Below are 21225 nucleotides of genomic sequence, written 5' to 3'. Positions count from 1 at the left end.
CGCGAAGGCGTACGCCCAGCGGTACATGACGGTACCTTTGTCGATCCGCACGTCCGACCTGCCGAAACGGGCTGCTTCCGCTCTGGTGATGCTCGCCGTGGCTGGCAGTGCATTGTGGGCGGGCGACGTATGGCTCAAGCTCTTCATCGGACTCGTCGCTCTGGCCACCTATGCCGAACTGGTCCGGCTCGTCTTCCGGGCCACAGAGCGTACCGCCGGGCGCGTGGCCGGATTGCTGCTCGGCGCGATCTATGTGGGATTTGCCGCCCTGTTCCTAACGACCATGCCGAGGTTCTATCTTTATCTGGTGATTGGATCGGTCATCTTCACCGATACATTCGCCTACTTCAGCGGCCGGGCCATCGGCGGTCCGAAAATCGCTCCGCGTGTCAGCCCGTCGAAGACATGGGCCGGTCTAGGGGGCGGCATGGTCGGAGCCGCGCTGTTCGGCTGGCTGCTGCTGCAACTTATCCTACCGGCATCGGAAGAGTGGCACATGGAGGTCAACGCATACCCGTGGTCGCCGATTGCCGCGCTCGCTATCGGCGCGGTACTCGCGTGTTCGGCGCAGGCCGGCGATTTTCTCGAAAGCTGGCTTAAGCGCAAGGCTCACATGAAGGATTCCTCGAACCTTATTCCGGGCCATGGCGGCGTGTTCGACCGAACTGACGGCATTCTTCCTGTCGCCATCGCGGTCGGCTTTTTGATGCCGGGGCTTTCATGAGCCGCTCGATCTCCATTCTCGGTGCCACCGGCTCGGTCGGCACATCGACGCTCGATCTGATACGCCGCGATGCGAAGGACTGGCGGGTGGTTGCGCTAACGGCCAATTGCAACGTCGCCGAGCTTGCGGCGCTCGCGAAGGAGTTCCGCGCAGAGATCGCCGTGGTCGCGGACGAGAGCTGTCTGGACGACCTGCGTGCCGCGCTCGATGGCTCGGGAATCGAAGCGGCTGGCGGCAAGCGGGCGCTGTGCGAAGCTGCGGAACGCCCCGTCGATATCACCGTCGCCGCGATCGTCGGCTGTGCAGGGCTCGGCCCGGTCATGGCGGCGATCGAGCAGGGCGGGACTATCGCGCTCGCCAACAAGGAAGCGCTGGTTTCGGCGGGCGAGGTCATGACCGCCGCGGTTGCGAAACACGGCGCGACGCTGCTCCCCGTCGATAGCGAGCACAATGCAATCTTCCAGTGCCTCGAAGGCGGGCGGATCGAGGATGTGCGCTGGATCACGCTCACCGCCAGCGGCGGCCCGCTACGCACGGTGGAAGACCTCTCTGCCGTCACCCCCGAGCAGGCGGTAGCGCATCCCAATTGGGACATGGGCGCCAAGATCAGCGTCGACAGCGCGACCATGTTCAATAAAGGGCTTGAACTGATCGAGGCGCATCAGCTGTTCCCGGTCGGCCTCGACCGCATTCGCATCGTGGTCCACCCGCAGAGCGTGATCCATTCGATGGTCGAGTATCGCGACGGGTCCACGCTGGCGCAGCTCGGCCCGTCCGACATGCGCGTGCCCATCGCCAGCTGTCTCGCCTGGCCGCAGCGGATGGACACGCCGTGCGAGCCACTGGACCTGCCCACCATCGGCGAACTCAGTTTCTTCCAGCCCGACGAACAGCGCTTTCCCGCGACCCGTTTGGCGCGCGAGGCGGCAGAGGCGGGCGGGGCGGCCCCGGCCGTGCTCAACGCCGCGAATGAAGTGGCCGTCGCCGCATTTCTGGACCGTAAGATTCCATTCAGCCGAATTCCGCTATTGGTCGAGCGCGTGCTGACGGAAGGAAACCTGCCCGATGCTCCGCGTTCTCTGGACGAGGTGCTGATGGTGGACGACGCTTCCCGCAAGCGCGCCACCGAAATGCTGGAGCTCGCCTGACTTGGAAAACATGCTGCCCCTGTGGGTCTATTACGTCTTCGGCTTCCCGTTGCTGCTGGGGCCGCTGATCACCGTTCACGAGCTTGGTCATTATATCGTAGGCCGCTGGTTCGGCGTGCAGGCGGAAGCCTTCTCGATCGGTTTCGGCAAGGAAATCTGGGGCTTCACCGACAAACGTGGGACACGGTGGAAGCTGAGCGCGCTGCCGCTGGGCGGCTATGTCCAGTTCAAGGGCGACATGAACCCGGCGAGCATTCCGGATACCGCAGCCGCCGAACAAGCTAGCGCCGAGGAGCGCAGCGGCAGTTTCCACCATGCTGCGCTGTGGAAGCGCGCGCTGATCGTATTCGCGGGGCCTGCGACCAACATCCTCGTGACGCTGGCGATATTTGCGAGCTTCTTCGCCTTCTACGGCAAGCCCGTGCCTGCCGATGCGGACAGCCAGCTGACGATCGCAGAATTCGCCGAAACCTCTCCTGCGCGCGAGGCCGGCTTGCGCGCTGGCGACCGCATCATCTCGGTCGAAGGCGAGACGATGGAGAGCTTCCGCGACGTCCAGAACGCGATCATGATGTACCCGGGCCGCACGCTCGACATCACCGTCCTGCGCGACGGTGCGCGCGAGACCTTCGCCGTCACCACGGAGAGCCGCGAGGTCGAAGACGGTTTCGGCAACAAGTCCAAGATCGGTCTTGTCGGCATTCAGGCGGCAGAGGCGGAAATGACCTACGAGCCGCAAGGGATCATCGGCAGCCTCGGCCTTGCCGTCGATCATTCCATCGGCGTGGTCGACATGATGATTACCGGTGTCGCACAGATATTTACCGGAGAACGCTCGGTCCAGGAGCTCGGCGGTCCGGTCAAGATCGCCAAATTTTCCGGCGAACAACTGAGCATGGGTGCGCTCGCCTTTACCAATTTCGTCGCCCTGATTTCGCTTAACTTGGCATTCATCAACCTCCTGCCAATCCCCGCGCTCGACGGCGGGCACCTGGCTTTCTACGCGGCAGAAGCAGTCCGCCGGAAACCCATCGGCCCCCGTGGAACGGAAGTGGCGTATCGCGCCGGCGTGGCCCTCGTGCTTGCGCTGATGGTATTCGTCACGATCAACGACCTGGCCGGTCTCCCGATCTTCGGGAATTAGCCGGGGAAAGCACAGCGCGGAGGCGGGCGTTCACGGTTGCAAAGCTTGATTGGCACAAGCGCTTAGGGCAGGGGACTTTCGGGCCGCTGCATAGACAGCGGCTTTTGCCGATGGGCCCAGCATCCACCGGCTCCGTAGCATTTTAACGAGGACGGGATTTTCCTTGTCGATGACTGATTTCGCACCCGCCGCCGCGCGCCGCAAAGCTTCGCCCGCACGGCTGGCCATGGGCCTCCTCGCCGGAACCATGCTCGCCGGTATTCCGCAGATCGCGCTTGCGCAGGACACCGAGGAGGCGGAAGCGACCACCCCGGCCCCTGCAGTCCAGCAGCAGACGGTGCAGACGATCGCGGTGAGCGGGGCCCAGCGCCTCGAGCCGCAGACGATCCTCTCCTATATCCGCCTGCGCCCGGGCGATGCCTGGACCCAGGCGGTCGGCGACCAGGTGCTGAAGGACCTCTACGCCACCGAGCTGTTCGCCAATGCCAGCGTCGTCAACAACGGCGGCAATGTGGTGATCGAGGTGACCGAGAACCCGGTCATCAACCGCATCATCCTGGAGGGCAACAAGCGGATCAAGAACGACAAGATTCTGCCCGAGATCAAGCTCTCGCCGCGCCAGATTTTCACCCGGTCCAAGGTTCGCGCGGACGTCGCCCGCATCATCGAGCTTTACAAGCGCCAGGGCCGCTTCGCCGCCACGGTCGAGCCCAAGATGGTGCAGCTGAGCCAGAACCGCGTGGACGTGGTGTTCGAGATCAACGAAGGGCCCAAGTCCAAGGTTCGCCAGATCAACATCATCGGCAATGAAGCTTTCTCGGACGGCGAGCTGCGCGGCGAAATGCTGACCAAGCAGGCGCGCCTGACGAGCTTCTTCAGCTCCAATACCAGCTACGATCCCGACCGTCTGGCGTTCGACCAGCAGAACCTCCGGCTGTTCTACCTGACCGAAGGCTATGCCGATTTCCGCGTCGTATCGGCCGTGGCCGAGCTGACGCCCGACAAGCGCGATTTCATCATCACCTATGTCGTCGAAGAAGGCGAACGCCACAAATTCGGCGAAGTGACCGTCGACAGCCAGATTCGCGACTTCGACAGCGATGCGCTGGCCGGCCGACTGCCCATGAAGAGCGGCGACTGGTACAACGCCAAGCAGGTCGAAGACACGGTCGAACAGCTGACCGAACTTGCCGGCACCTTCGGCTATGCCTTTGCCGACGTGAACCCGGAAATTCGTCGCGACGCCGACGATCTGACGATGGACGTCAATTTCGTCCTGCGCGAGGCGCCCCGCGTTTACGTGGAGCGTATCGACGTGAACGGCAACACGCTTACGCAGGACAAGGTGATCCGCCGTGAATTCCGTATCGCCGAGGGCGACGCGTTCAATTCGCTCGCCGTGTCCCGCTCCACCGCGCGCATCAATTCGTTGGGCTATTTCCAGGAAAACTTCGAGATCAACCAGGTCGAAGGCAGTGCGCCCGACCGCATCGTGCTCGAAGCGAATGTGGAAGAACAGGCGACCGGCGAACTGCAGCTATCGGCGGGCTTCAGCTCGCTCGAAAGTTTTATCCTCGCAGGCTCTATCCGCCAGCGCAATTTCCGCGGTCGCGGGCAGACTGTCGGCCTGAGCGTCAACTACTCTCGCTACTCGAAATCGGCGCAGATCAGCTTCAGCGAACCTTATGTTTTCGACCGCAATATCTCTGCGGGCGTCGACATCTATCGCCGCGATTTCAACAGCTTCAACTTCCGCAACAGCGAACGCAATACGACTTACGAGCAGTCGACGACGGGCTTCTCGCTGCGGGCGGGTGTGCCGCTCACCGAATATCTCTCGGCCATTGGCAGCTACACCTTCAATTATGACGACGTGTCGCTGGGCGACGAGTTCTTCGAGAACGGTGAATGCCGCGCCACGCGCTTCCTGTGCGAAGCGATCGGCGAGCGTTCGAGCTCGATCCTAGGGCTGACGCTGAACTACAACACGCTCAACAGCAGGCTGCGGCCGAGCCGCGGCGAAACGATCAGCTGGACCAATGAGTTCGCCGGCCTCGGCGGATCGGAAAAGTACATCCGCTCGCGCGCCCGCATGGCGAAATACTGGTCGATCGGCAGCGGGTTTGTATTCTCGCTGGCGGGCGAAGGCGGATGGATCCGCGGGCTAGAGGACAGCGACGAGCCCGGGCGTGACAGCATTCGCCTGACCGACCGCTTCTTCCTCGGCGAACCGCAAATGCGCGGCTTCGACATTCGCGGGATCGGCCCGCGCATCGTGCGGCTCAATTTCGTGACCGATCCCGACAATCCCGATGGCCCGCGTATTCCCACGCCGATCGAGGACGCGCTGTCGTCCGATCAGCGCTTCGACGATGCCATCGGCGGCAAGGCATATTACCTTGGCCGTGCCGAACTCGAGATCCCGCTTGGTAGCGGTGCACGCGAACTCGGTCTCCGCCCGTCGGTCTGGGTCGATGTCGGTTCGTTGTTCTCGATCACGACGCCCACATTGGTGAACCAGCCTAACGGTCGTCAGGCTACGCAGGATGGGCAGTTGCTCTTCATCGATGAAGACGGACTGACCACGACCGACACGGTCGACGCCGATGGCAATCCGCTTTTGCCGTTCATCCCCGCCAGTTCTTTCTATCGCGAAGTTTTCGTCGGCGACACGGCTGCACCGCGCATTTCCGCGGGCGTCGGCGTCAACTGGAACTCGCCCTTCGGTCCGTTCAGGATCGATTTCGCCCAGATCATCAAGAAGGAAGTCGGAGACGACACCAAGACCTTCTCATTCAACGTAGGAACGCAATTCTAATGACCAGCAAGACCAAGATTCTCGCTGCCGCGGCTCTCGCAGGCGCGGCTATTGCCAGCACGCCCGTCGCCGCGCAGGTGACCGGCGCGATCGCCACCAGCAGCCCCGAAGCCGTGATTGTGCGCTCGCAGGCCCGCATCGCCGCCTATCAGCAGATCGAGCAGCAATATACGGCGCAGCTCACCCAGATACGCACCCTGCGCCAGGAAGCGGCGACGCTGCAGCAGAGCCTCGACACCAATAGCGACGGTCAGCTGACCCAGGCCGAGGCGCAGGCGAACCCCTCCGTTGTGCAGCAGATCCAGCAGAAGGAACAGCAGATCCAGCAGGCTTCGCAGCCGATCGTGCTGGCACAGACCTATGCCATCGAGCAGTTGATCAACGATTACAGCAATGTGCAGCAGCAGGTCGTGCAGCAGAAGAACATCCAGCTCCTGCTCTCGCCGGACGCGGTCCAGTGGGCACCCGAAACGCTCAACGTGACGAACGATTTGGTCACCGTCATGAACCAGCGCGTGCCGAGCGTGCAGATCACGCCGCCGGCGAACTGGCGTCCGCGCCAGGAGTCGCTGCAGACCCAGCAGACGGTCTCGCAGATCCTTGTCGGCGTCGCGCAACAGCAGGCCGCCCAGCAAGCCGCGCAGCAGCAGGGCCAGCAGCCCGCACAGCAGCAGCCGGCCGGCCGCTGATCCTGACGACGGGAGCAGGGCGATGAGCGAGGAAACCAGCGGTTTCGACGTAGTGCAGGTGCTGAAGCGCCTGCCGCATCGTTATCCCCTGCTCCTGGTCGACCGGGTGAAGGAGCTGGTCGTCGACGAGCGCATCCACGCGATCAAGGCGGTCAGCTTTAACGAGGATTTCTTCCAGGGCCACTTTCCCGGATCGCCGATCATGCCCGGCGTCCTCCAGATCGAGGCACTGGCGCAGGCCGCTGGCGTTCTCGCGGTCGAAAGCCTTGGCCTCGCGGGCTCGGGAAAGCTCGTCTATTTCATGGCGATCGAGAACGCGAAGTTTCGCGCGCCCGTGACGCCGGGCGTGTTGCTCGACCTCAAGGCCGAATTTGTCCAGAAACGCGCGCGCGTCTGCAAGTTTGCGGGCGAGGCTAGCGTCGAGGGCAAAGTGACCTGCGAAGTCAGTTTCACCGCGATGATCGCCGACGCATGAATCTTTGCTTTTCGCACCGACATCCGTCGGTGCGTCCTCGCTAGACGCGCAGCAAGCCGCGCCCGCTGCGGGCGGCCAGTCGGCCTTGCCGCCCGCTGGTCGCGGGCGGTGCTCGAGAAAACGCGTGCGTTTGGCGATGATCTCCGAGCCGCAGGCTAGGCAAGCGCGACTGCCCGCCCGCAGCGACGCGGCCTTCAGGTCGCGTGAGCGAGGACAGCCTAAGGCTGCGGATGCAGCCGCCGGCGCTTGAGGCCGAATAAACAGCGTCAAATCGGACTTGCCTTCCAAGGCAATTCCGATTAGGCGCGCGCCTTTCCCAAACACAGCTGGACCGGTCGGAACCGCTCCGAAGCTTAAAGGACGACTATCATGAAAGCCGATGGCCACCCCGACTATCACATGATCACGGTCAAGATGACCGATGGCACCGAATTCCAGACGCGCTCGACGTGGGGCAGCGAAGGCGACACGCTGACGCTTGAAATCGACCCGACGAGCCACCCGGCGTGGACCGGCGGCAAGCAGCAGCTGCAGGAAGGCGGCCGCGTCGCAGCCTTCAACAAGCGCTTCGGCGGGCTCAGCCTCAAGAAGAACTGAGCGCACCGCGCCAGTCGCGAATGTTCAAAAGGGCGGTCCTGCGGGGTCGCCCTTTTTCGTCACCACCCCCACTCCTTCTCGCGATACCATTTCGTGATCACGTATTTCACGCCCTTGCGGACCTTCATGCCGTGATGGATCGTGTTCGGGTTCTCGCGGCCGTCGGGGCGCCGGTTGTTCCAGCCGAGCAGCTTGCCCGCCTCGGGCTGGAAGGTCTTGCCGATCGCCTTGAAACGCGTTGCGCCGCCGGCCTCTACATCGTTCAGATAGATCATGAAGGTCCAGGTCCGCTGGCCGGCGACCGAGCAGTATTTCTCCCAGTCCTGCCCGCCGGGATTGAAATAGTCGCAATGCGGCTTGAATTCCTGGCCGACATCGTAACGCTGGCCCTGCAGCGGCTCGCCATGGGCCGGGTCGATTCCGGTCAGCTTAGTGAGCTTGTCTTCCAGCACCCGCACCGCGGGCTCGTCAGCCGATAGGTCGCAGGTCTCGCTGGTGCGGAAATAATGGTCATCGCCCGCATCGGCTAGGGTGGAGGGACGGCGGTCCGTCTCGATCAGCGCGATCAGCTCGGCGCACAGCTCCGGCGGCACAAAACCCCGTAGCTGGAACAGCTCGGCCTTCGGGCTCGGCACGCGTTGCATGCCGTCTTGTGCGAGCAGTCGCTCTGCCGAAGATTCGCCCGACCCCGTCATACAGCGCAGACTAGCCAAGCCGCACCGACTGGCAAGTCACGACATAATATTGCGCATTGCGCTCTCCCAGCGCTTTTTCGCTTCCCATTTGCGGAGTGTTGTGCAACAGGCCCACGCCGCTGCACGGGACGGGTTGACGCCCCATCGTGCGGGCGTATCAGGCCCCCTTCCCGGGCGGTTCCGGGGGCTTGTGGCGATCGTAGCTCAGTTGGTTAGAGCGCCGGTTTGTGGTACCGGAGGTCGGGGGTTCGAGACCCCTCGATCGCCCCATTTTCCCCCCGAGATTAGACCGCTCCGTACAGCTTGCAGGGGCATTTTGGCGATGACGGCTTTCTGGACCGAAGCGGATTACGACGATCACGAACTCGTGCATTTCGTACGTGACCGGAACAGCGGCCTGACGGCGATTATCGCGCTCCATTCCACACATCTCGGCCCCGGCGCGGGTGGCACGCGTTTCTGGCATTATGCCGAACCCGGCGATGCCATGCGCGATGCCCTGCGCCTCTCGCGCGGGATGAGCTACAAGAACGCCATGGCCGGCCTGCCCATGGGCGGCGGCAAGGCCGTGATCCTCGCGCCCGAAGACAAGAGCAAGACGCCCGAAATGCTTGCTGCCTTCGCCGATGCCGTCGAAGGCCTGGGCGGCAAATATGTCACCGCAGAGGACGTCGGCATTTCCGAAGCCGACATGGCAGCGGTCGCCGAGCGGACGCAGTATGTGTCCGGCCTGCCGGTCGAGGGCGAGGATGCCGCGGGCGGCGATCCGGGGCCCTTCACCGCGCTCGGCATCTTCCTCGGCATCAAGGCCGCGGTGCAGCACAAGCTCGGCAAGGACAGCGTCGAAGGCGTGCATGTCGCGATTCAGGGCACCGGCAGCGTCGGTGGCGGTGTCGCCCGATTGCTCGCCAAGGAAGGTGCGAAGCTCACGCTGTCGGACGTCAACCAGGACCGCGCCGAATCGCTCGCCGCAGACCTCGGTGCCGATACTGCCGCGCCCGATGCGGTCATGTCGGTTGCCTGCGACGTTTTCAGCCCCAATGCCCTCGGCGCGGTGCTCGACGACGAGGGGATCGCGCGGCTCGACTGCAAGATCGTGGCAGGCGGCGCGAACAATCAGCTGCGTCGGCCCGAACACGGCCCGATGCTGGCAGAGCGCGGCATTCTCTACGCGCCGGACTACGTCATCAATGCTGGCGGCATCATTTCGGTGACCCTCGAATACCTCTGTCGCTGTGACAAGGCGCCGTGCGACATCAACGAGGTCCGCAAGCGTATTGCCCAGATTCCGGGTCGTCTCGAGCAGATCTGGACCGAGAGCGACGAGAGCGGCCTTTCTCCCGATCAGGTCGCCGATCGCATGGCGCAGCGCTTGATCGGGCGCGCCTGAGGCCCATCTTCACTTGCGGGTCAGGCGCGGGTCTGTAAAAGCGCGCGCACGGCTTACATCATGCACGGCTTCGCCAATCCCAAACGGTTCTTAACGCTCGCCAGCTGGCTGACGCCGCTGTTGCTAATGGCCGGGCTCGTGCTGAGCGCGGGCGCGCTATGGTGGGGGCTGACCCAGGTTTCGCCCGACCGCCTGATGGGCGAGACGGTGCGCATCCTGTTCCTGCACGTGCCCGCAGCATGGCTAGGTATGGGAGGATGGACCGCAATTGCTATCTCTAGCCTAGTATACCTCGTCTGGCGGCACCCGCTCGCGGCACTTGCTGCCCGCGCAGCGGCAGTTCCCGGCCTTGTCTTCACGCTGATCTGCCTCGTCACCGGCTCGATCTGGGGTCGCCCGACCTGGGGGACGTGGTGGGTATGGGACGGCAGGCTGACCAGCATGCTGGTGCTATCCTTCCTCTACGCCGCATATATCGCGCTGGCGCAAGCCGCTGCCCGTGAGGGAGTGAGCGCCCGCATCCCGGCGATCTTCGGACTCGTGGGCGCGATCAACATCCCTATCATCAATCGCAGCGTCGTCTGGTGGAACTCGTTGCACCAGCCGCCAAGCATCACGATGGGCAATAGCGCGATCGACGGTGAATACCTTGCGCCCCTGCTGGTCGCAGTCGTCGGCTTCTCGCTGATTTTCGGCGGGATCGTGCTGGCACGCATGCGAGCGCTGCTGGCCGACATTCAGGCCGAGGCGCGCCTTCGCCGCCGGGCGAGCGAGGCTGTATGATGCGCGAAGCGCTCGACCAATGGGATTTCGTGCTCGCTGCTTATGCGGTGGGCGTCGTCGGCACGCTGGCGATGATCGCCTGGGCGTGGGTCGATATGAAGCGGGCCGAGCGCCGCCGCGCGGAGAGTCGGCGGAAATGAGCGCGCTCAAACCCAAGCATCAGCGGTTGATCCTCGTGGTCCTGGCTCTCGTGGCGCTAATCGGCGCGGGGCTGCTCGCGGCCTATGCGCTGCGCAATCAGGCGAACTATTTCTACTTGCCGGAGCAGATGCAGGCCGATCCGCCCGCCGTAGGCCAAGCCGTGAGACTGGGCGGGATGGTCGAACAGGGTTCGCTCACGACGGATAACGATGGTGTGACCTTGCGCTTTGCCGTTACCGGTAACGATGGCTCGCGCATCCCGGTACGCTTCAGCGGCATCGCCCCCGACCTGTTCGTCGAGGGCTCCGGCGTCGTGGCCGAAGGTCGGCTTGCACCTGACGGCACTTTCGTGGCCGACAATCTGCTCGCCAAGCATGACGAGAATTACGTTCCCAAGGAACTTGAGGGCATGAGCCAGATGCAGGCCGCGAAGATGGCCGAAGAGACGACGGTCGGCATCGAATGATCGCCGAACTCGGTCACGCCGCGCTGTGGTTCGCCGCCGCGCTTGCCGCGCTTCAGATGGTTGCCGGTTTCCTGGCCGTTCGCGCCGGCGAGGGGAGCGAGATCGCCAGGTTGGTAAGGCCGAGTGCGGTCGTGCAGGCCGCGCTCGCCAGCATCGCTTTCGCCATGCTGCTGTGGCTGTTCGCCATCACCGACCTCTCGGTGAAGCTGGTTGCGGCCAACTCCCATTCATTAAAGCCGCTGGTGTTCAAGCTGTCCGGTGCGTGGGGCAACCACGAAGGCTCCATGCTGTTGTGGGTGACGGTGATGTCGCTCTCGGGCGGGCTCATCGCGCTTGCAGAGAAGCGCCTGCCGGAGCGCACGATGCAGGCGACGCTCGCGGCACAAGGGCTCGTCTCGCTGGGCTTTTATGCCTTCCTGATCCTGAGCTCCAATCCGTTCGAGCGCTTGCCGGTGCCTGCGCCGGAGGGCCTTGGCCTCAATCCGCTGCTGCAGGACCTCGGCCTCGCCTTCCATCCGCCGACGCTTTACATGGGCTATGTCGGCCTCTCGGTCGCCTTCAGCTTCGCCGTCGGCGCGCTGCTGACGCGGCAGGTGACCCCGGACTTTGCCAGCGCCATGCGGCCCTGGGTGCTGGGCGCCTGGGTGTTCTTGACGCTCGGAATCGTAGCCGGGTCCTATTGGGCCTATTACGAACTCGGCTGGGGCGGATACTGGTTCTGGGATCCGGTCGAGAATGCCTCGCTTATGCCTTGGCTGGCCGCGACGGCCCTGCTTCATTCGACCAGCGTCCTCGCCAGCCGCGATGCTTTGCGGGTCTGGACGATCATGCTCGGTGTGGTCGCATTTTCCATGAGCATGGTGGGGACGTTCCTCGTGCGATCCGGCATCCTTACCAGCGTCCACGCCTTCGCCGTCGATCCGGAACGGGGGAGCTTCATCCTCGTGCTGCTGGGCCTGTTCATCGGCGGCGCGCTGTTGCTGTTCGCCCTGCGCGCCAGCACTATTAATGAGGGCCAGCGGTTCACTGCGACCAGCCGCGAAGGCGCGCTGGTGTTCAACAATGTAATGCTGAGTGCCATCCTTGCGATCGTGCTGCTCGGCACGCTCTACCCGTTGCTGACCGAAGCCTTCGACGTGCGGGTGTCCGTTGGGCCGCCCTATTTCAATCCGGTCTCGGCGATTTTTGCGGTGCCTATGCTGGTGGTCATGGCCGTCGGGCCGCTGCTGCGCTGGCGGCAAGACCGTCTGGAGCGCATCAGGCCAGAACTGGCGCTGTTCGCCGCTCTCGTGCTCGTATCGCTGATATTCTTCGGCCTCGTCACCGGCGTCGCGATTCTGCCTTTGCTGGGGCTGGCGCTCGGGATCGGACTTGGCGTGGCCAGCTTCCTTCCGCTGCGGGGCCGCAATCTGAAGCGCGTGCCGCTAGCCACGTGGGGTATGATCGTCGCCCATTTCGGTATCGCCGTGGCCCTGATCGGCATGGCGAGCGAGAGCGCTTTTTCGAAGGAGCGGCTTGCGGCAGTCGAGGCTGGGCAAAGTACGCAGGTCGGCCCCTGGGTTGTGACCCTGAGCGAGGTGATGCCGGTCGCCGGCCCCAACTGGACGGCCATCGAGGGCCGCCTAAGCGCGAGCTATGACGGCGGCGAGCCGGTCATGCTCACCCCGCAGGCGCGGCGGTTCTGGGCACCGCCGCAGGAAACGACCGAGAGCGCGCTGTCGACGCGGTGGAACGGCCAGCTTTACGCCGTCATCGGCGATCGCACGCCGGACGGGCGCTGGCAGCTGCGGTTGTGGTGGAAGCCGCTCGTCACGCTGATATGGTACGGCGGCCTGCTGGTCGCGCTGGGCGGCGCGCTGGCGCTTGTCGGTCGCGTGATCGCCGATTTTCGTCGGCGGCGCATCGCACGGCGGATCGTCGAGCGGCGCGCGGAAACGGAGGCGATAGCATGAGCTGGCGCGTGTGGCTTCCGCTGTTTCTGTTTGCAGGTTTCCTTGGCCTGGCAGCCTACCAGCTGACCCAGCCGAAAGACGATTTCGTCGAGAGCGGAATGATCGGCGAGGCGCTGCCCTATTTCGACCTTCCGCCCGCGACCGAGGGCGCGAGTGGCGCCGCGACCACTGATTTCAAGGACGGTACGCCGCGACTGCTCAACATCTGGGCCAGCTGGTGCCTGCCGTGCATTGCCGAAGCGCCGCAGCTGGAGCGGTTGAAGGAGGCGGGTGTGCCCATCGTCGGCATCGCGATCCGCGACCGGCCCGAGGATGTGGCGCGTTTCCTGGCGCAGCATGGCAATCCCTACACGCGAATCGCACGCGACGATCTGTCGGAGGTGCAGCTTGCCATCGGCTCGTCGGGTGTGCCCGAGACTTTCGTGATCGATGGCCGGGGCATCATCCGCTACCAGCACCTCGGCGACATTCGCGAAAGCGACGTGCCGACGCTGCTGGCCGAACTGGAGAAGGCGCGATGAGCGAACGTCGTCACCCCAGCAAAAGCTGGGGTCGCTATCGGTGTCGCGCTCGGTTGAAAGCGATCCCAGCTTTCGCTGGGATGACGGCTATTTTTCTGAGTCTCGCGTTGCCGCTTGCCGCGCAGGACAGCATGCCGCCCGCGCCCTTCGCCTATCGCCAGCTCGACGACCCGGCGCAGGAGGCCGCCGCGCAGGACCTGATGGAGACGCTGCGCTGCCTCAAGTGCCAGTCGCAATCCATTGCGGATAGCGATGCGCCGATGGCGGGCGACATGCGGCACCAGGTCCGCATCCGTATCGCTGCGGGCGAAGATCCCGAGGCGGTCCGCGCGTGGCTGGTCCAGCGTTACGGCGACTATGTCAGCTATCGGCCCGAGGTGAGCGCGGTGACCTGGCCGCTGTTCGCGATCCCGGCGTTGCTGGTCCTGATCGCGGCTGTGGTGCTGGCGGGCCGCCTGCGGAGGCGCCAATCGTGAGTTGGTTGCCGATCCTCCTGCTGGCGCTGTTGACCTTCGTCGGGGCCATCTTGCTGCTGAAGCTGCCGCGCAGCGTTTGGGCGCTATTCGGGGCCGCGCTGCTTTTCGGTCTTGCCGGCTATGCGATCCAGGGTTCGCCCGGGCAGGCGGGCGCGCCTCGTGCCGCGACCGGGGGCGAAGCCGCGCAATCGGGCGAGGCCATGGTGCAGGCCCGGCGCGAATTCTATGCCGAGGGCGTGCTGCCGTCCCGCTTCGTCGTCACCGCAGACGCCTTCGCGCGCCGCGGCCAGTTCGACCAATCGGCGCGTTTCCTGAGCAATGCGCTCGCCGAGAACCCGAACGATTCCGAAGCCTGGCTGGCCTTGGGCAACTCGCTGGTCGAGCATGCCGAGGGTCAGCTGACGCCCGCAGCTCTCAACGCCTACGAACGTGCCGACGCGGTCGCGCGCGGCAACCCCGCGCCAACCTACTTCCTCGGACTCGCCTGGCTTCGTGCCGGGGATCCGCAGCGCACGCGCGAACTCTGGGTGGAATTGTTGGTAGATGCACCGGAAAACGCGGACTGGCGCCCGCTTCTTGCCGACCGTATCGCGCGGCTGGACAGCTTGCTTGGTGCCTCAGACGCTGCCGTAGAAGCCGAAGCAGCCGAATGAAACAGCCACACGGCATCGTGTTGCGGGCGGGCAGTCTTGCTGCTAATCGGCGCGCCCTGCGCAGGGCAGTGCCCTGCCATTCAGGCGAATGACGCAATGCGGCCGGACATCTTTTCCTCATGAGCGATAGCGCAACCGTCCAGGACCCGGTGCCCGAGGGTACTCCCTCCACCGGCGGCCACGGTAATGGCCATGGCGGCGCATCGCGCACGGCCTTGGCAGTCGGTGCAATCGGCGTCGTCTTCGGCGACATCGGCACCAGCCCGCTATATGCTTTCCGCGAGACCTTCTCCGGGTCGGTCGGCATCGCCATCGACCGGATGCACGTGCTGGGCGTGGTCAGCCTGATCTTCTGGTCGATGACGGTTGTCGTGGCGATCCAGTATGTCACCATCCTGATGCGTGCCGACAATAAGGGGCAGGGCGGCAGCCTCGCCCTGCTTGCGCTTATCAGCCGCCATATCGGACAGACGAAATACGCTTGGCTGGTCGTGCTCCTCGGCGTATTCGCGACCTCGCTCTTCTACGGCGACAGCATGATCACGCCCGCAATCTCGGTCCTGTCGGCAGTCGAGGGACTGACGGTGGTCGATCACCGGCTCGACCCCCTGGTGATTCCTATCGCGCTGGTGCTGCTGGTTGGACTGTTCCTGCTGCAGGCGCGTGGCACGGCCAAAGTCGGTGCTCTCTTTGCGCCGGTGATGATCGTCTATTTCGTGGTGATTGCCGGGCTGGGGCTTAACCAGATCGTACAGAACCCGGACATCCTCTGGGCGCTCAATCCCTACTATGCAGTCATGTTCTTCGTGACCGACGGCGTGATCGCTTTCCTTGCGCTGGGCGCGGTCGTGCTGGCGGTGACCGGGGCCGAAGCGCTTTATTCGGACATGGGACACTTCGGGCGCGGGCCGATGCGCCTCAGCTGGTTCGGCTTCGTCATGCCATGTCTTTTGCTCAACTATTTCGGGCAGGGCGCGATGATTGCAGGGCTGCCGCCCGAGCAGGCAGCCGAAGTCGTCCGCAACCCGTTCTTCCTGCTGGCGAGCGAAGAGTACCGCCTGCCACTGGTGATCCTCGCGACCATGGCGACCTTCATCGCCAGCCAAGCGGTTATCTCCGGCGCGTTCAGCATTACCCACCAAGCGATGCAATTGGGCTTCATGCCGCGCCTCTCGATCCGCCACACCAGCGAGACCGAGGCCGGGCAGATCTACATCCCGGTAATCAACTGGGCGCTGATGGTCGCGGTGATCGTGCTGGTGCTGACCTTCCAGACCTCGTCCAATCTCGCTGCCGCTTATGGGATCGCTGTGACCGGCGCGGTGACGATCGATACGATCCTGATGGGCGTGCTGTTCGTCGGCGTCTGGAAGTGGAAATGGTGGGTCGCCCTGCCGATCGTGGTGTTCTTCCTGATTGTGGACGGGGCGTATTTTGCCGCGAACCTCGTGAAGGTGCCCGATGGCGGCTGGTTCCCGCTGGTGGTCGGCCTCGTCGCCTTTACACTGCTCACCACCTGGGCGCGAGGGCGCAGGCTGATGCGGGAGCGGATGAGCGAGACGGCGCTGCCGATCGAAATCTTTGCCAAGAGCGCCAAGAACTCCGCCACGCGCGTGCCGGGCACCGCCATCTTCATGGCCAGCCAGACCGCCGGCGTCCCCAGCGCGCTGCTGCACAACATCAAGCACAACAAGGTGCTGCACGAGCGGGTCATCATCCTGACCGTGCTGATCGCCGACAGCCCTTATGTCGAAAGCGACAAGCGCTGCGAGATCCACGACCTCGGCGACGGGTTCTACCGCGCGATCCTGCATTACGGCTTCATGCAGGAGACGAACGTGCCGGAAGGCCTGACGGAAATGGAGCGCTGCGGCGGCAAGTTCGACATGATGCACACCAGCTTCTTCCTCAGCCGCCAGACCTTGCTCGCCAGCGACAAGCCAGGCATGCCGATCTGGCGCGAGAAGATATTCGCGTGGATGCTGCGGAATGCCGCAACCGCGATGGATTTCTTCCGCCTGCCGACTAATCGTGTGGTCGAGTTGGGGAGTCAGGTCGAGATCTGACTCTCCGGCGAAACCTACCGTTTGACATCGGCGGTCGGCCCGTGGACCATCGACGCCATGCAAACGCTTGCCCGCCCGCAGATCGACGTTCACCAGTTCGGTTCTGATCGGCAGCCCGTGGTCGTAATCGACGGCTTCAGCGGGATGGCCGACAGGCTGCGCGACCAAGCCACGAAAGCTGAATATCAGCCTGGCGGTGCGGCCTATCCGGGCATCCGCTCCTGGGCCGATCCCTCTTATCTCGACCGTCGCCGCGGCCTCATGTTCGAAGTTTTGCAAAAGGTTTTCGGAATCAGACGGGGTATCAAGCTTGAAGCTTCGACATTTTCGCTCGTCACGAAGCGCGCGGACGATCTCTCGCCCGGCCAGCGCCGCCCGCATTACGACGGCTCCGAAGCCGGACTGATCGCGGTAATGCACTATTTGCTCGGTCCCGAGAGCGGCGGCACCGCTTTCTATCGCCACCGCGCAACCGGCTTCGAGGCGATTACTCCTGAACGTCAGACAAGATACGAGGACGCGGTGCGAGCCGAAGATCGCTTAGGCGAACCGTCTTCCGGCTATCACCATGGCGACAACGACCGATACGAAATGATCGGAGAGATCGAAGCGCAGCCCGACCGGTTCATTCTCTATCGCGGCTGGTCGCTTCACTCCGGCGTCATTCCGCCAAACGCCAATCTGTCCGCCGATCCAGGCGAGGGACGCCTGACCATCAACATGTTTCTCATGGGCGCGTAAGGCGGCAATCCGGATAACGGACTCCGCGTTTCCATGAGAAGGTGGGCGCTACGCCGTCGGCGGCTCATCCTTGGCTACCTCGTCGGCGTCGTCCAGCGCGAGGCCGTGGCGCAGGAGCATCGGGATTTGTGTGAAGGTGAACAGGAAGCTCAGCGGCATGAACACCCACAGCTTGGCCCAGAGCCAGCCTTCGAAGTCCATCACCCGCACCAGCACCTCGTTCAGCGCGGCGAGGGCGAAGAAGAAAAAGCCCCAATTGCGCGAAAGCTTGAGCCAGCCTTCGCGGTCGACGCCCTCGAACGCAGCCTCGAGCAGGATCTGCAGCAACGCCTTGCCGCGCAGCCAGCCACCGACCAGCAGCACGCCGAAGAGCAGGTAGATCGCGGTCGGCTTGAACTGGATGAAGCGCTCGTCCTGTAGCCAGATGGTCAGGCCGCCGAATCCCACGATCAGTGCGGTCGAGAGGATCAGCATGGGGCTGACATGGCCGAACTTGAGCTTGCTGAAGGTGAGCGCCACGACCGCCGCGATCATGAAGGCTATGGTGCCGTAGATGACCGCCGCGATCTCGCCGAAGGTGGAATCGGCGGGCGGCTGATAGAACTTGTAGACGCCGAGGAAGACCAGCAGCGGGCCGTAATCGACCAGGATGTTGAGCCAGCCGGACTTGGGCTTGGGTTTGGTTTCCGCCTCAATTTCCGTTCGGGCTGAGCTTGTCGAAGCCCCGTCCTCTTCTTTGGGCGCAGCGCTCGAAGTGAAGTGCGGCCCTTCGACAGGCTCAGGGCGAACGGATTTATTGTCGTCGGACATCGACTACGCCATCCCCGCAATCACGCGCGCCACGAGGTCGGGATCGAAGGGCCGCAAATCGTCGATCTTCTCGCCGACACCGATGGCATGGATCGGCAGGCCGTACTGCTCCGCTGCCTGCACCAGCACGCCGCCGCGTGCCGTGCCGTCCAGCTTGGTCATGACGAGGCCGGTCACGCCCGCGACCTCTTTGAAGACGTCGATTTGGCTGAGCGCGTTCTGGCCGTTGGTCGCATCGAGCACCAGCACCACGTCATGCGGTGCTTCGGGATTGAGACGACCGAGAACTTTGCGGATCTTGGCCAACTCGTCCATCAGTTCGCGCTTGTTCTGCAGGCGTCCTGCCGTGTCGACGATCAGCACATCGGTTCCGATGTCGGTCGCCTGCTTGACCGCGTCGAAGACGATCGAGGCGGGATCGCCGCCTTCGGGGCCGCGCACGATCGGCACGTCGATGCGATCGGCCCAGGTTTGCAGCTGGCCGATCGCGGCGGCGCGGAAGGTGTCGCCGGCGGCCAGCATGACGGCGTAATCGTCCTCCTGGAACAGGTGAGCGAGCTTCGCGATAGTGGTTGTCTTGCCGCTGCCGTTGACGCCGATCACCAGGAGCACCTGCGGGCGCGGGAAGGCGGTGATTTCGAGCGGCTTGGCCACCGGGCGCAGGATCGCGGCGATTTCCTCGGCGACGGCTTCCTTGAGCTCGGCCTCGCTGATCTCGAGCCCGAAGCGCTTCTCGCGCAGCCTTTCGCGGATGCGAGCGGCGGCGCTGGGGCCGAGATCGGAGAGGATCAGTGCATCCTCGACATCGTCCAGCGTCGCATCGTCGAGCTTGGCGGTGCCGACCACTTCCGTGAGATTGCTGGTCAGTTTTTCGGAAGTCTTGCGGAAGCCGCCGAACAGGCGCTCTGTCCAGCTGGGTTTGTCGCTCATAGCAGCAGGCCGTTCTCGTATCGGGTGGGCGTCACGGTAAGAATTTCACCGGCGCGTGTGCCTTGGGGCACGGAAACTCTTGCGAAGTGCGGCGTGTAGCCTGTCCCGTCGCGCTCGGCGAGGACACTGTGCGGTTTATCGACGAGCGATGCCAGCCAGGCGTCGCGCATCGTGGTGGCGGCAGCACGCAGCTCGGCGGCGCGTCGCTTCACGATGGCGCGATCTATTTGCGGCATGCGCGCAGCGGGCGTGCCGGGGCGGGGCGAGTAAGGGAAGATATGAGCGTGGACGATGCTCAGCTCACCCATGATGGCGAGGTTGGCTGCGTGGTGATCTTCGCTCTCGGTCGGGAAACCGGCGATGAGATCCGCGCCGATGGCGATGTTCGGGCGTTCGGCCTTCAGGCGCTGGACGAGATCCACCGCATCATCGCGCAGGTGCCGCCGCTTCATCCGCTTGAGAATCAAATCGTGCCCGTGTTGCAGAGAGAGATGCAGATGCGGCATCAGCCGCTCCTCGCTCGCGAACAGTTCGAACAGCAGCGGATCGATCTCGATCCCGTCGAGCGAGGACATGCGCAGGCGCTGGAGGTCGGGAAATGTGTCGAGCACCGCCTGCACCAGCGCGCCGAGCGGCGGCGTATCGGGCATTTCGTGGCCCCATGAGGTCACATCGACGCCGGTGAGCACGATCTCCGGCGCGCCATGCGCCAGGTGCCCCTCTACCTCGGCCAGCACTTGCTTGATGGTCAGCGACCGGCTCGGCCCGCGGCCATGGGGGATCACGCAGAAGGTGCAGGCATGGTCGCAGCCGTTCTGCACCGCGATGAAGGCGCGGGTGCGGTCCTGCGGGACTGGCGGCGTATCGACCGGCACGTTCCACGCGCGCGCATCGAGCTTGGCGGTGTTGGCCACCAGTCCGTCCACCTCGGGCATGGCGGCGAGTTGATCGCGCTCGATATCGGCAGCGCATCCGGTCACCAGCAAGCGCGCGTGCGGATTCGCGCGGCGCGCGCGGCGGATCGCCTGCCGCGTCTGGCGGACGGCTTCACTGGTCACGGCGCAGCTGTTGACGACCACCACGTCGCGCTCCTGCGCCAGCATCGCCCGGATCTGCTCGCTCTCGGAGATATTGAGTCGGCAGCCGAGCGAAATGACCTGCGCCTCGCTCACGCGAAATCGCTCCATTCGAAGCTACCGCGATAGCTTTCGGTCGCGGGGCCGGTCATGCGGATGCGATTGTCCTCGCTCCACACGATCAGGAGATCGCCGCCGGGCAGGGAGACGGTCACCTCGCGCTCGACAAGGCCGCGTCGCATCGCGTGGACAGCCGTGGCGCAGGCGCCGGTGCCGCAGGCGCGGGTCAGGCCTGCACCGCGCTCCCACACACGCAGGCGAATATGCGTGCGGCTCCCGATGGTCGCCACGTTCACGTTTACACGCTCGGGAAACAGCGGATCGGTCTCAATCTCCGGGCCGATCTTGTCGAGCGGTACCGCGTCGGTATCCTCCACGAAGAAGATCACATGCGGATTGCCGACATTGACCGCGCCCGGCTGGTCGAGGCTGTCCCAGCCGACCGGCATTACGGTTGTATCCATAGCGTATTCGAGCGGGATGGCGTCCCAATCGAAGCGGGGTTCGCCCATATCGACGCTGGCGCCATTCTCCGTCGGTTCCACCTTAATCGTGCCGCCCGACGTCTCGACGCTCGCCGCAGAGCCATGCAGCAGGGCCACCGCGCGGCTGGCATTGCCGCAGGCCCCAACCTCGCCGCCGTCGTTATTGAAGATGCGCATGCGGAAGTCCGCAGTCTCGCTCGGCTCAAGGACGATCAACTGGTCGCAGCCTATCCCCGTACGCCGGTCCGCCAGGGCACGCGCGACCCCGGTGTCGATGGCAGGCAAGCTGACCTCGCGCGCATCGAGCACGATGAAATCGTTGCCAAGGCCGTGCATCTTGGAGAATTCGACGCGCATAATGCCGCGCATCTATGCACTGGCAGCC

22 protein-coding genes and 1 tRNA gene are annotated in these 21225 nt (G+C 64.2%); 18 read left to right on the top strand and 5 right to left on the bottom strand.

What is annotated here, in order from left to right:
- Positions 1 to 25: 25 nt before the first annotated feature.
- The 7 genes from ACSH0F_RS09835 to rpmE all read left to right on the top strand — a co-directional run bounded on the left by ACSH0F_RS09835 (position 26) and on the right by rpmE (position 7595).
- The gene (locus ACSH0F_RS09835; protein ID WP_435202311.1) at positions 26 to 724 is read left to right on the top strand and encodes a phosphatidate cytidylyltransferase; all 699 of its coding nucleotides are present in this window, start codon (positions 26 to 28) and stop codon (positions 722 to 724) included.
- Positions 721 to 1872 (top strand): 1-deoxy-D-xylulose-5-phosphate reductoisomerase, encoded by a 1152-nt coding sequence (gene dxr, locus ACSH0F_RS09830; protein WP_435202309.1) that lies wholly within the window; start codon positions 721 to 723, stop codon positions 1870 to 1872. Before ACSH0F_RS09835 ends, dxr begins: the two co-directional genes overlap by 4 nt.
- Before the next feature lie 10 nt (positions 1873 to 1882).
- Positions 1883 to 3016 (top strand): RIP metalloprotease RseP, encoded by a 1134-nt coding sequence (gene rseP / locus ACSH0F_RS09825; protein WP_435203149.1) that lies wholly within the window; start codon positions 1883 to 1885, stop codon positions 3014 to 3016.
- A gap of 169 nt (positions 3017 to 3185) precedes the next feature.
- Positions 3186 to 5834, top strand: coding sequence for an outer membrane protein assembly factor BamA (bamA, locus tag ACSH0F_RS09820; RefSeq protein WP_435202307.1), 2649 nt, complete (start codon positions 3186 to 3188; stop codon positions 5832 to 5834).
- Positions 5834 to 6523 (top strand): OmpH family outer membrane protein, encoded by a 690-nt coding sequence (locus ACSH0F_RS09815; RefSeq protein WP_435202305.1) that lies wholly within the window; start codon positions 5834 to 5836, stop codon positions 6521 to 6523. Before bamA ends, ACSH0F_RS09815 begins: the two co-directional genes overlap by 1 nt.
- Before the next feature lie 22 nt (positions 6524 to 6545).
- Positions 6546 to 6998, top strand: coding sequence for a 3-hydroxyacyl-ACP dehydratase FabZ (fabZ, locus tag ACSH0F_RS09810; protein ID WP_435202303.1), 453 nt, complete (start codon positions 6546 to 6548; stop codon positions 6996 to 6998).
- A gap of 369 nt (positions 6999 to 7367) precedes the next feature.
- On the top strand, positions 7368 to 7595 hold the full coding sequence (rpmE, locus tag ACSH0F_RS09805; protein WP_435202301.1) for a 50S ribosomal protein L31: 228 nt from the start codon (positions 7368 to 7370) through the stop codon (positions 7593 to 7595).
- A 59-nt stretch (positions 7596 to 7654) separates the two neighbouring features.
- On the opposite strand, the gene ACSH0F_RS09800 is transcribed toward rpmE, so the two are convergent.
- Positions 7655 to 8290 carry a prolyl hydroxylase family protein gene (locus ACSH0F_RS09800; protein ID WP_435202299.1) on the bottom strand — a complete coding sequence of 212 codons (636 nt, stop codon included), beginning with the start codon at positions 8288 to 8290 and terminating at the stop codon, positions 7655 to 7657.
- Positions 8291 to 8483: 193 nt separating this feature from the next.
- Between ACSH0F_RS09800 and ACSH0F_RS09795 the strand changes: the two genes are divergently transcribed.
- The 11 genes from ACSH0F_RS09795 (at position 8484) to ACSH0F_RS09745 (ending at position 17479) form a co-directional block, all read left to right on the top strand.
- Positions 8484 to 8560: transfer RNA gene (locus ACSH0F_RS09795), tRNA-His, on the top strand.
- 52 nt (positions 8561 to 8612) lie between these two features.
- Positions 8613 to 9680 (top strand): Leu/Phe/Val dehydrogenase, encoded by a 1068-nt coding sequence (locus ACSH0F_RS09790; RefSeq protein WP_435202297.1) that lies wholly within the window; start codon positions 8613 to 8615, stop codon positions 9678 to 9680.
- 60 nt (positions 9681 to 9740) lie between these two features.
- A complete protein-coding gene (ccmC, locus tag ACSH0F_RS09785) occupies positions 9741 to 10463 on the top strand; it encodes a heme ABC transporter permease CcmC (protein WP_435202295.1) in 723 nt (240 codons plus the stop codon).
- Positions 10460 to 10603 (top strand): hypothetical protein, encoded by a 144-nt coding sequence (locus tag ACSH0F_RS09780; protein ID WP_435202293.1) that lies wholly within the window; start codon positions 10460 to 10462, stop codon positions 10601 to 10603. Before ccmC ends, ACSH0F_RS09780 begins: the two co-directional genes overlap by 4 nt.
- Entirely contained in the window at positions 10600 to 11070 is a 471-nt protein-coding gene (gene ccmE / locus ACSH0F_RS09775; protein WP_435202291.1) for a cytochrome c maturation protein CcmE, read from the top strand. The genes ACSH0F_RS09780 and ccmE overlap by 4 nt, the downstream gene beginning before the upstream one ends.
- Entirely contained in the window at positions 11067 to 13022 is a 1956-nt protein-coding gene (locus ACSH0F_RS09770) for a heme lyase CcmF/NrfE family subunit (RefSeq protein ID WP_435202289.1), read from the top strand. Before ccmE ends, ACSH0F_RS09770 begins: the two co-directional genes overlap by 4 nt.
- Entirely contained in the window at positions 13019 to 13543 is a 525-nt protein-coding gene (locus tag ACSH0F_RS09765) for a DsbE family thiol:disulfide interchange protein (RefSeq protein ID WP_435202287.1), read from the top strand. Before ACSH0F_RS09770 ends, ACSH0F_RS09765 begins: the two co-directional genes overlap by 4 nt.
- A gap of 80 nt (positions 13544 to 13623) precedes the next feature.
- A complete protein-coding gene (locus ACSH0F_RS09760; RefSeq protein ID WP_435202285.1) occupies positions 13624 to 14019 on the top strand; it encodes a cytochrome c-type biogenesis protein in 396 nt (131 codons plus the stop codon).
- Positions 14016 to 14672, top strand: a complete 657-nt coding sequence (locus ACSH0F_RS09755) for a tetratricopeptide repeat protein (protein WP_435202283.1) — start codon at positions 14016 to 14018, stop codon at positions 14670 to 14672. The genes ACSH0F_RS09760 and ACSH0F_RS09755 overlap by 4 nt, the downstream gene beginning before the upstream one ends.
- A 119-nt stretch (positions 14673 to 14791) precedes the next feature.
- A complete protein-coding gene (locus ACSH0F_RS09750; protein ID WP_435202281.1) occupies positions 14792 to 16738 on the top strand; it encodes a potassium transporter Kup in 1947 nt (648 codons plus the stop codon).
- Between the two features lie 57 nt (positions 16739 to 16795).
- Positions 16796 to 17479 (top strand): DUF6445 family protein, encoded by a 684-nt coding sequence (locus ACSH0F_RS09745; protein ID WP_435202279.1) that lies wholly within the window; start codon positions 16796 to 16798, stop codon positions 17477 to 17479.
- 48 nt (positions 17480 to 17527) lie between these two features.
- Here ACSH0F_RS09745 and ACSH0F_RS09740 read toward each other — a convergent pair whose 3' ends face one another.
- From ACSH0F_RS09740 to dapF, 4 genes are read right to left on the bottom strand one after another with little or no spacing between them, the layout of a single operon-like run.
- Positions 17528 to 18289, bottom strand: coding sequence for an inner membrane-spanning protein YciB (locus ACSH0F_RS09740; RefSeq protein WP_435202277.1), 762 nt, complete (start codon positions 18287 to 18289; stop codon positions 17528 to 17530).
- A gap of 3 nt (positions 18290 to 18292) precedes the next feature.
- Positions 18293 to 19219 carry a signal recognition particle-docking protein FtsY gene (ftsY, locus tag ACSH0F_RS09735; protein WP_435202275.1) on the bottom strand — a complete coding sequence of 309 codons (927 nt, stop codon included), beginning with the start codon at positions 19217 to 19219 and terminating at the stop codon, positions 18293 to 18295.
- A complete protein-coding gene (locus ACSH0F_RS09730) occupies positions 19216 to 20391 on the bottom strand; it encodes a MiaB/RimO family radical SAM methylthiotransferase (protein ID WP_435202273.1) in 1176 nt (391 codons plus the stop codon). Before ACSH0F_RS09730 ends, ftsY begins: the two co-directional genes overlap by 4 nt.
- Positions 20388 to 21197 (bottom strand): diaminopimelate epimerase, encoded by an 810-nt coding sequence (gene dapF / locus ACSH0F_RS09725; RefSeq protein ID WP_435203147.1) that lies wholly within the window; start codon positions 21195 to 21197, stop codon positions 20388 to 20390. Before dapF ends, ACSH0F_RS09730 begins: the two co-directional genes overlap by 4 nt.
- Positions 21198 to 21225: the final 28 nt, after the last annotated feature.

Source organism: Qipengyuania sp. 902 (assembly GCF_051195295.1).
Lineage (GTDB): Bacteria > Pseudomonadota > Alphaproteobacteria > Sphingomonadales > Sphingomonadaceae > Qipengyuania.
The sequence above is the reverse complement of the archived record's forward strand: the minus strand, read 5'-3'. Positions and strand labels throughout refer to the sequence as shown.

Excerpts from the sequence above, each read along its gene's own strand:
- ACSH0F_RS09835 (WP_435202311.1), top strand. The coding sequence starts at position 26 with ATGACGGTACCTTTGTCGATCCGCACGTCCGACCTGCCGAAACGGGCT.
- dxr (WP_435202309.1), top strand. The coding sequence starts at position 721 with ATGAGCCGCTCGATCTCCATTCTCGGTGCCACCGGCTCGGTCGGCACA.
- rseP (WP_435203149.1), top strand. The coding sequence starts at position 1,883 with ATGCTGCCCCTGTGGGTCTATTACGTCTTCGGCTTCCCGTTGCTGCTG.
- bamA (WP_435202307.1), top strand. The coding sequence starts at position 3,186 with ATGACTGATTTCGCACCCGCCGCCGCGCGCCGCAAAGCTTCGCCCGCA.
- ACSH0F_RS09815 (WP_435202305.1), top strand. The coding sequence starts at position 5,834 with ATGACCAGCAAGACCAAGATTCTCGCTGCCGCGGCTCTCGCAGGCGCG.
- fabZ (WP_435202303.1), top strand. The coding sequence starts at position 6,546 with ATGAGCGAGGAAACCAGCGGTTTCGACGTAGTGCAGGTGCTGAAGCGC.
- rpmE (WP_435202301.1), top strand. The coding sequence starts at position 7,368 with ATGAAAGCCGATGGCCACCCCGACTATCACATGATCACGGTCAAGATG.
- ACSH0F_RS09800 (WP_435202299.1), bottom strand. The coding sequence starts at position 8,290 with ATGACGGGGTCGGGCGAATCTTCGGCAGAGCGACTGCTCGCACAAGAC.
- ACSH0F_RS09790 (WP_435202297.1), top strand. The coding sequence starts at position 8,613 with ATGACGGCTTTCTGGACCGAAGCGGATTACGACGATCACGAACTCGTG.
- ccmC (WP_435202295.1), top strand. The coding sequence starts at position 9,741 with ATGCACGGCTTCGCCAATCCCAAACGGTTCTTAACGCTCGCCAGCTGG.
- ACSH0F_RS09780 (WP_435202293.1), top strand. The coding sequence starts at position 10,460 with ATGATGCGCGAAGCGCTCGACCAATGGGATTTCGTGCTCGCTGCTTAT.
- ccmE (WP_435202291.1), top strand. The coding sequence starts at position 10,600 with ATGAGCGCGCTCAAACCCAAGCATCAGCGGTTGATCCTCGTGGTCCTG.
- ACSH0F_RS09770 (WP_435202289.1), top strand. The coding sequence starts at position 11,067 with ATGATCGCCGAACTCGGTCACGCCGCGCTGTGGTTCGCCGCCGCGCTT.
- ACSH0F_RS09765 (WP_435202287.1), top strand. The coding sequence starts at position 13,019 with ATGAGCTGGCGCGTGTGGCTTCCGCTGTTTCTGTTTGCAGGTTTCCTT.
- ACSH0F_RS09760 (WP_435202285.1), top strand. The coding sequence starts at position 13,624 with ATGACGGCTATTTTTCTGAGTCTCGCGTTGCCGCTTGCCGCGCAGGAC.
- ACSH0F_RS09750 (WP_435202281.1), top strand. The coding sequence starts at position 14,792 with ATGAGCGATAGCGCAACCGTCCAGGACCCGGTGCCCGAGGGTACTCCC.
- ACSH0F_RS09745 (WP_435202279.1), top strand. The coding sequence starts at position 16,796 with ATGCAAACGCTTGCCCGCCCGCAGATCGACGTTCACCAGTTCGGTTCT.
- ACSH0F_RS09740 (WP_435202277.1), bottom strand. The coding sequence starts at position 18,289 with ATGTCCGACGACAATAAATCCGTTCGCCCTGAGCCTGTCGAAGGGCCG.
- ftsY (WP_435202275.1), bottom strand. The coding sequence starts at position 19,219 with ATGAGCGACAAACCCAGCTGGACAGAGCGCCTGTTCGGCGGCTTCCGC.
- dapF (WP_435203147.1), bottom strand. The coding sequence starts at position 21,197 with ATGCGCGTCGAATTCTCCAAGATGCACGGCCTTGGCAACGATTTCATC.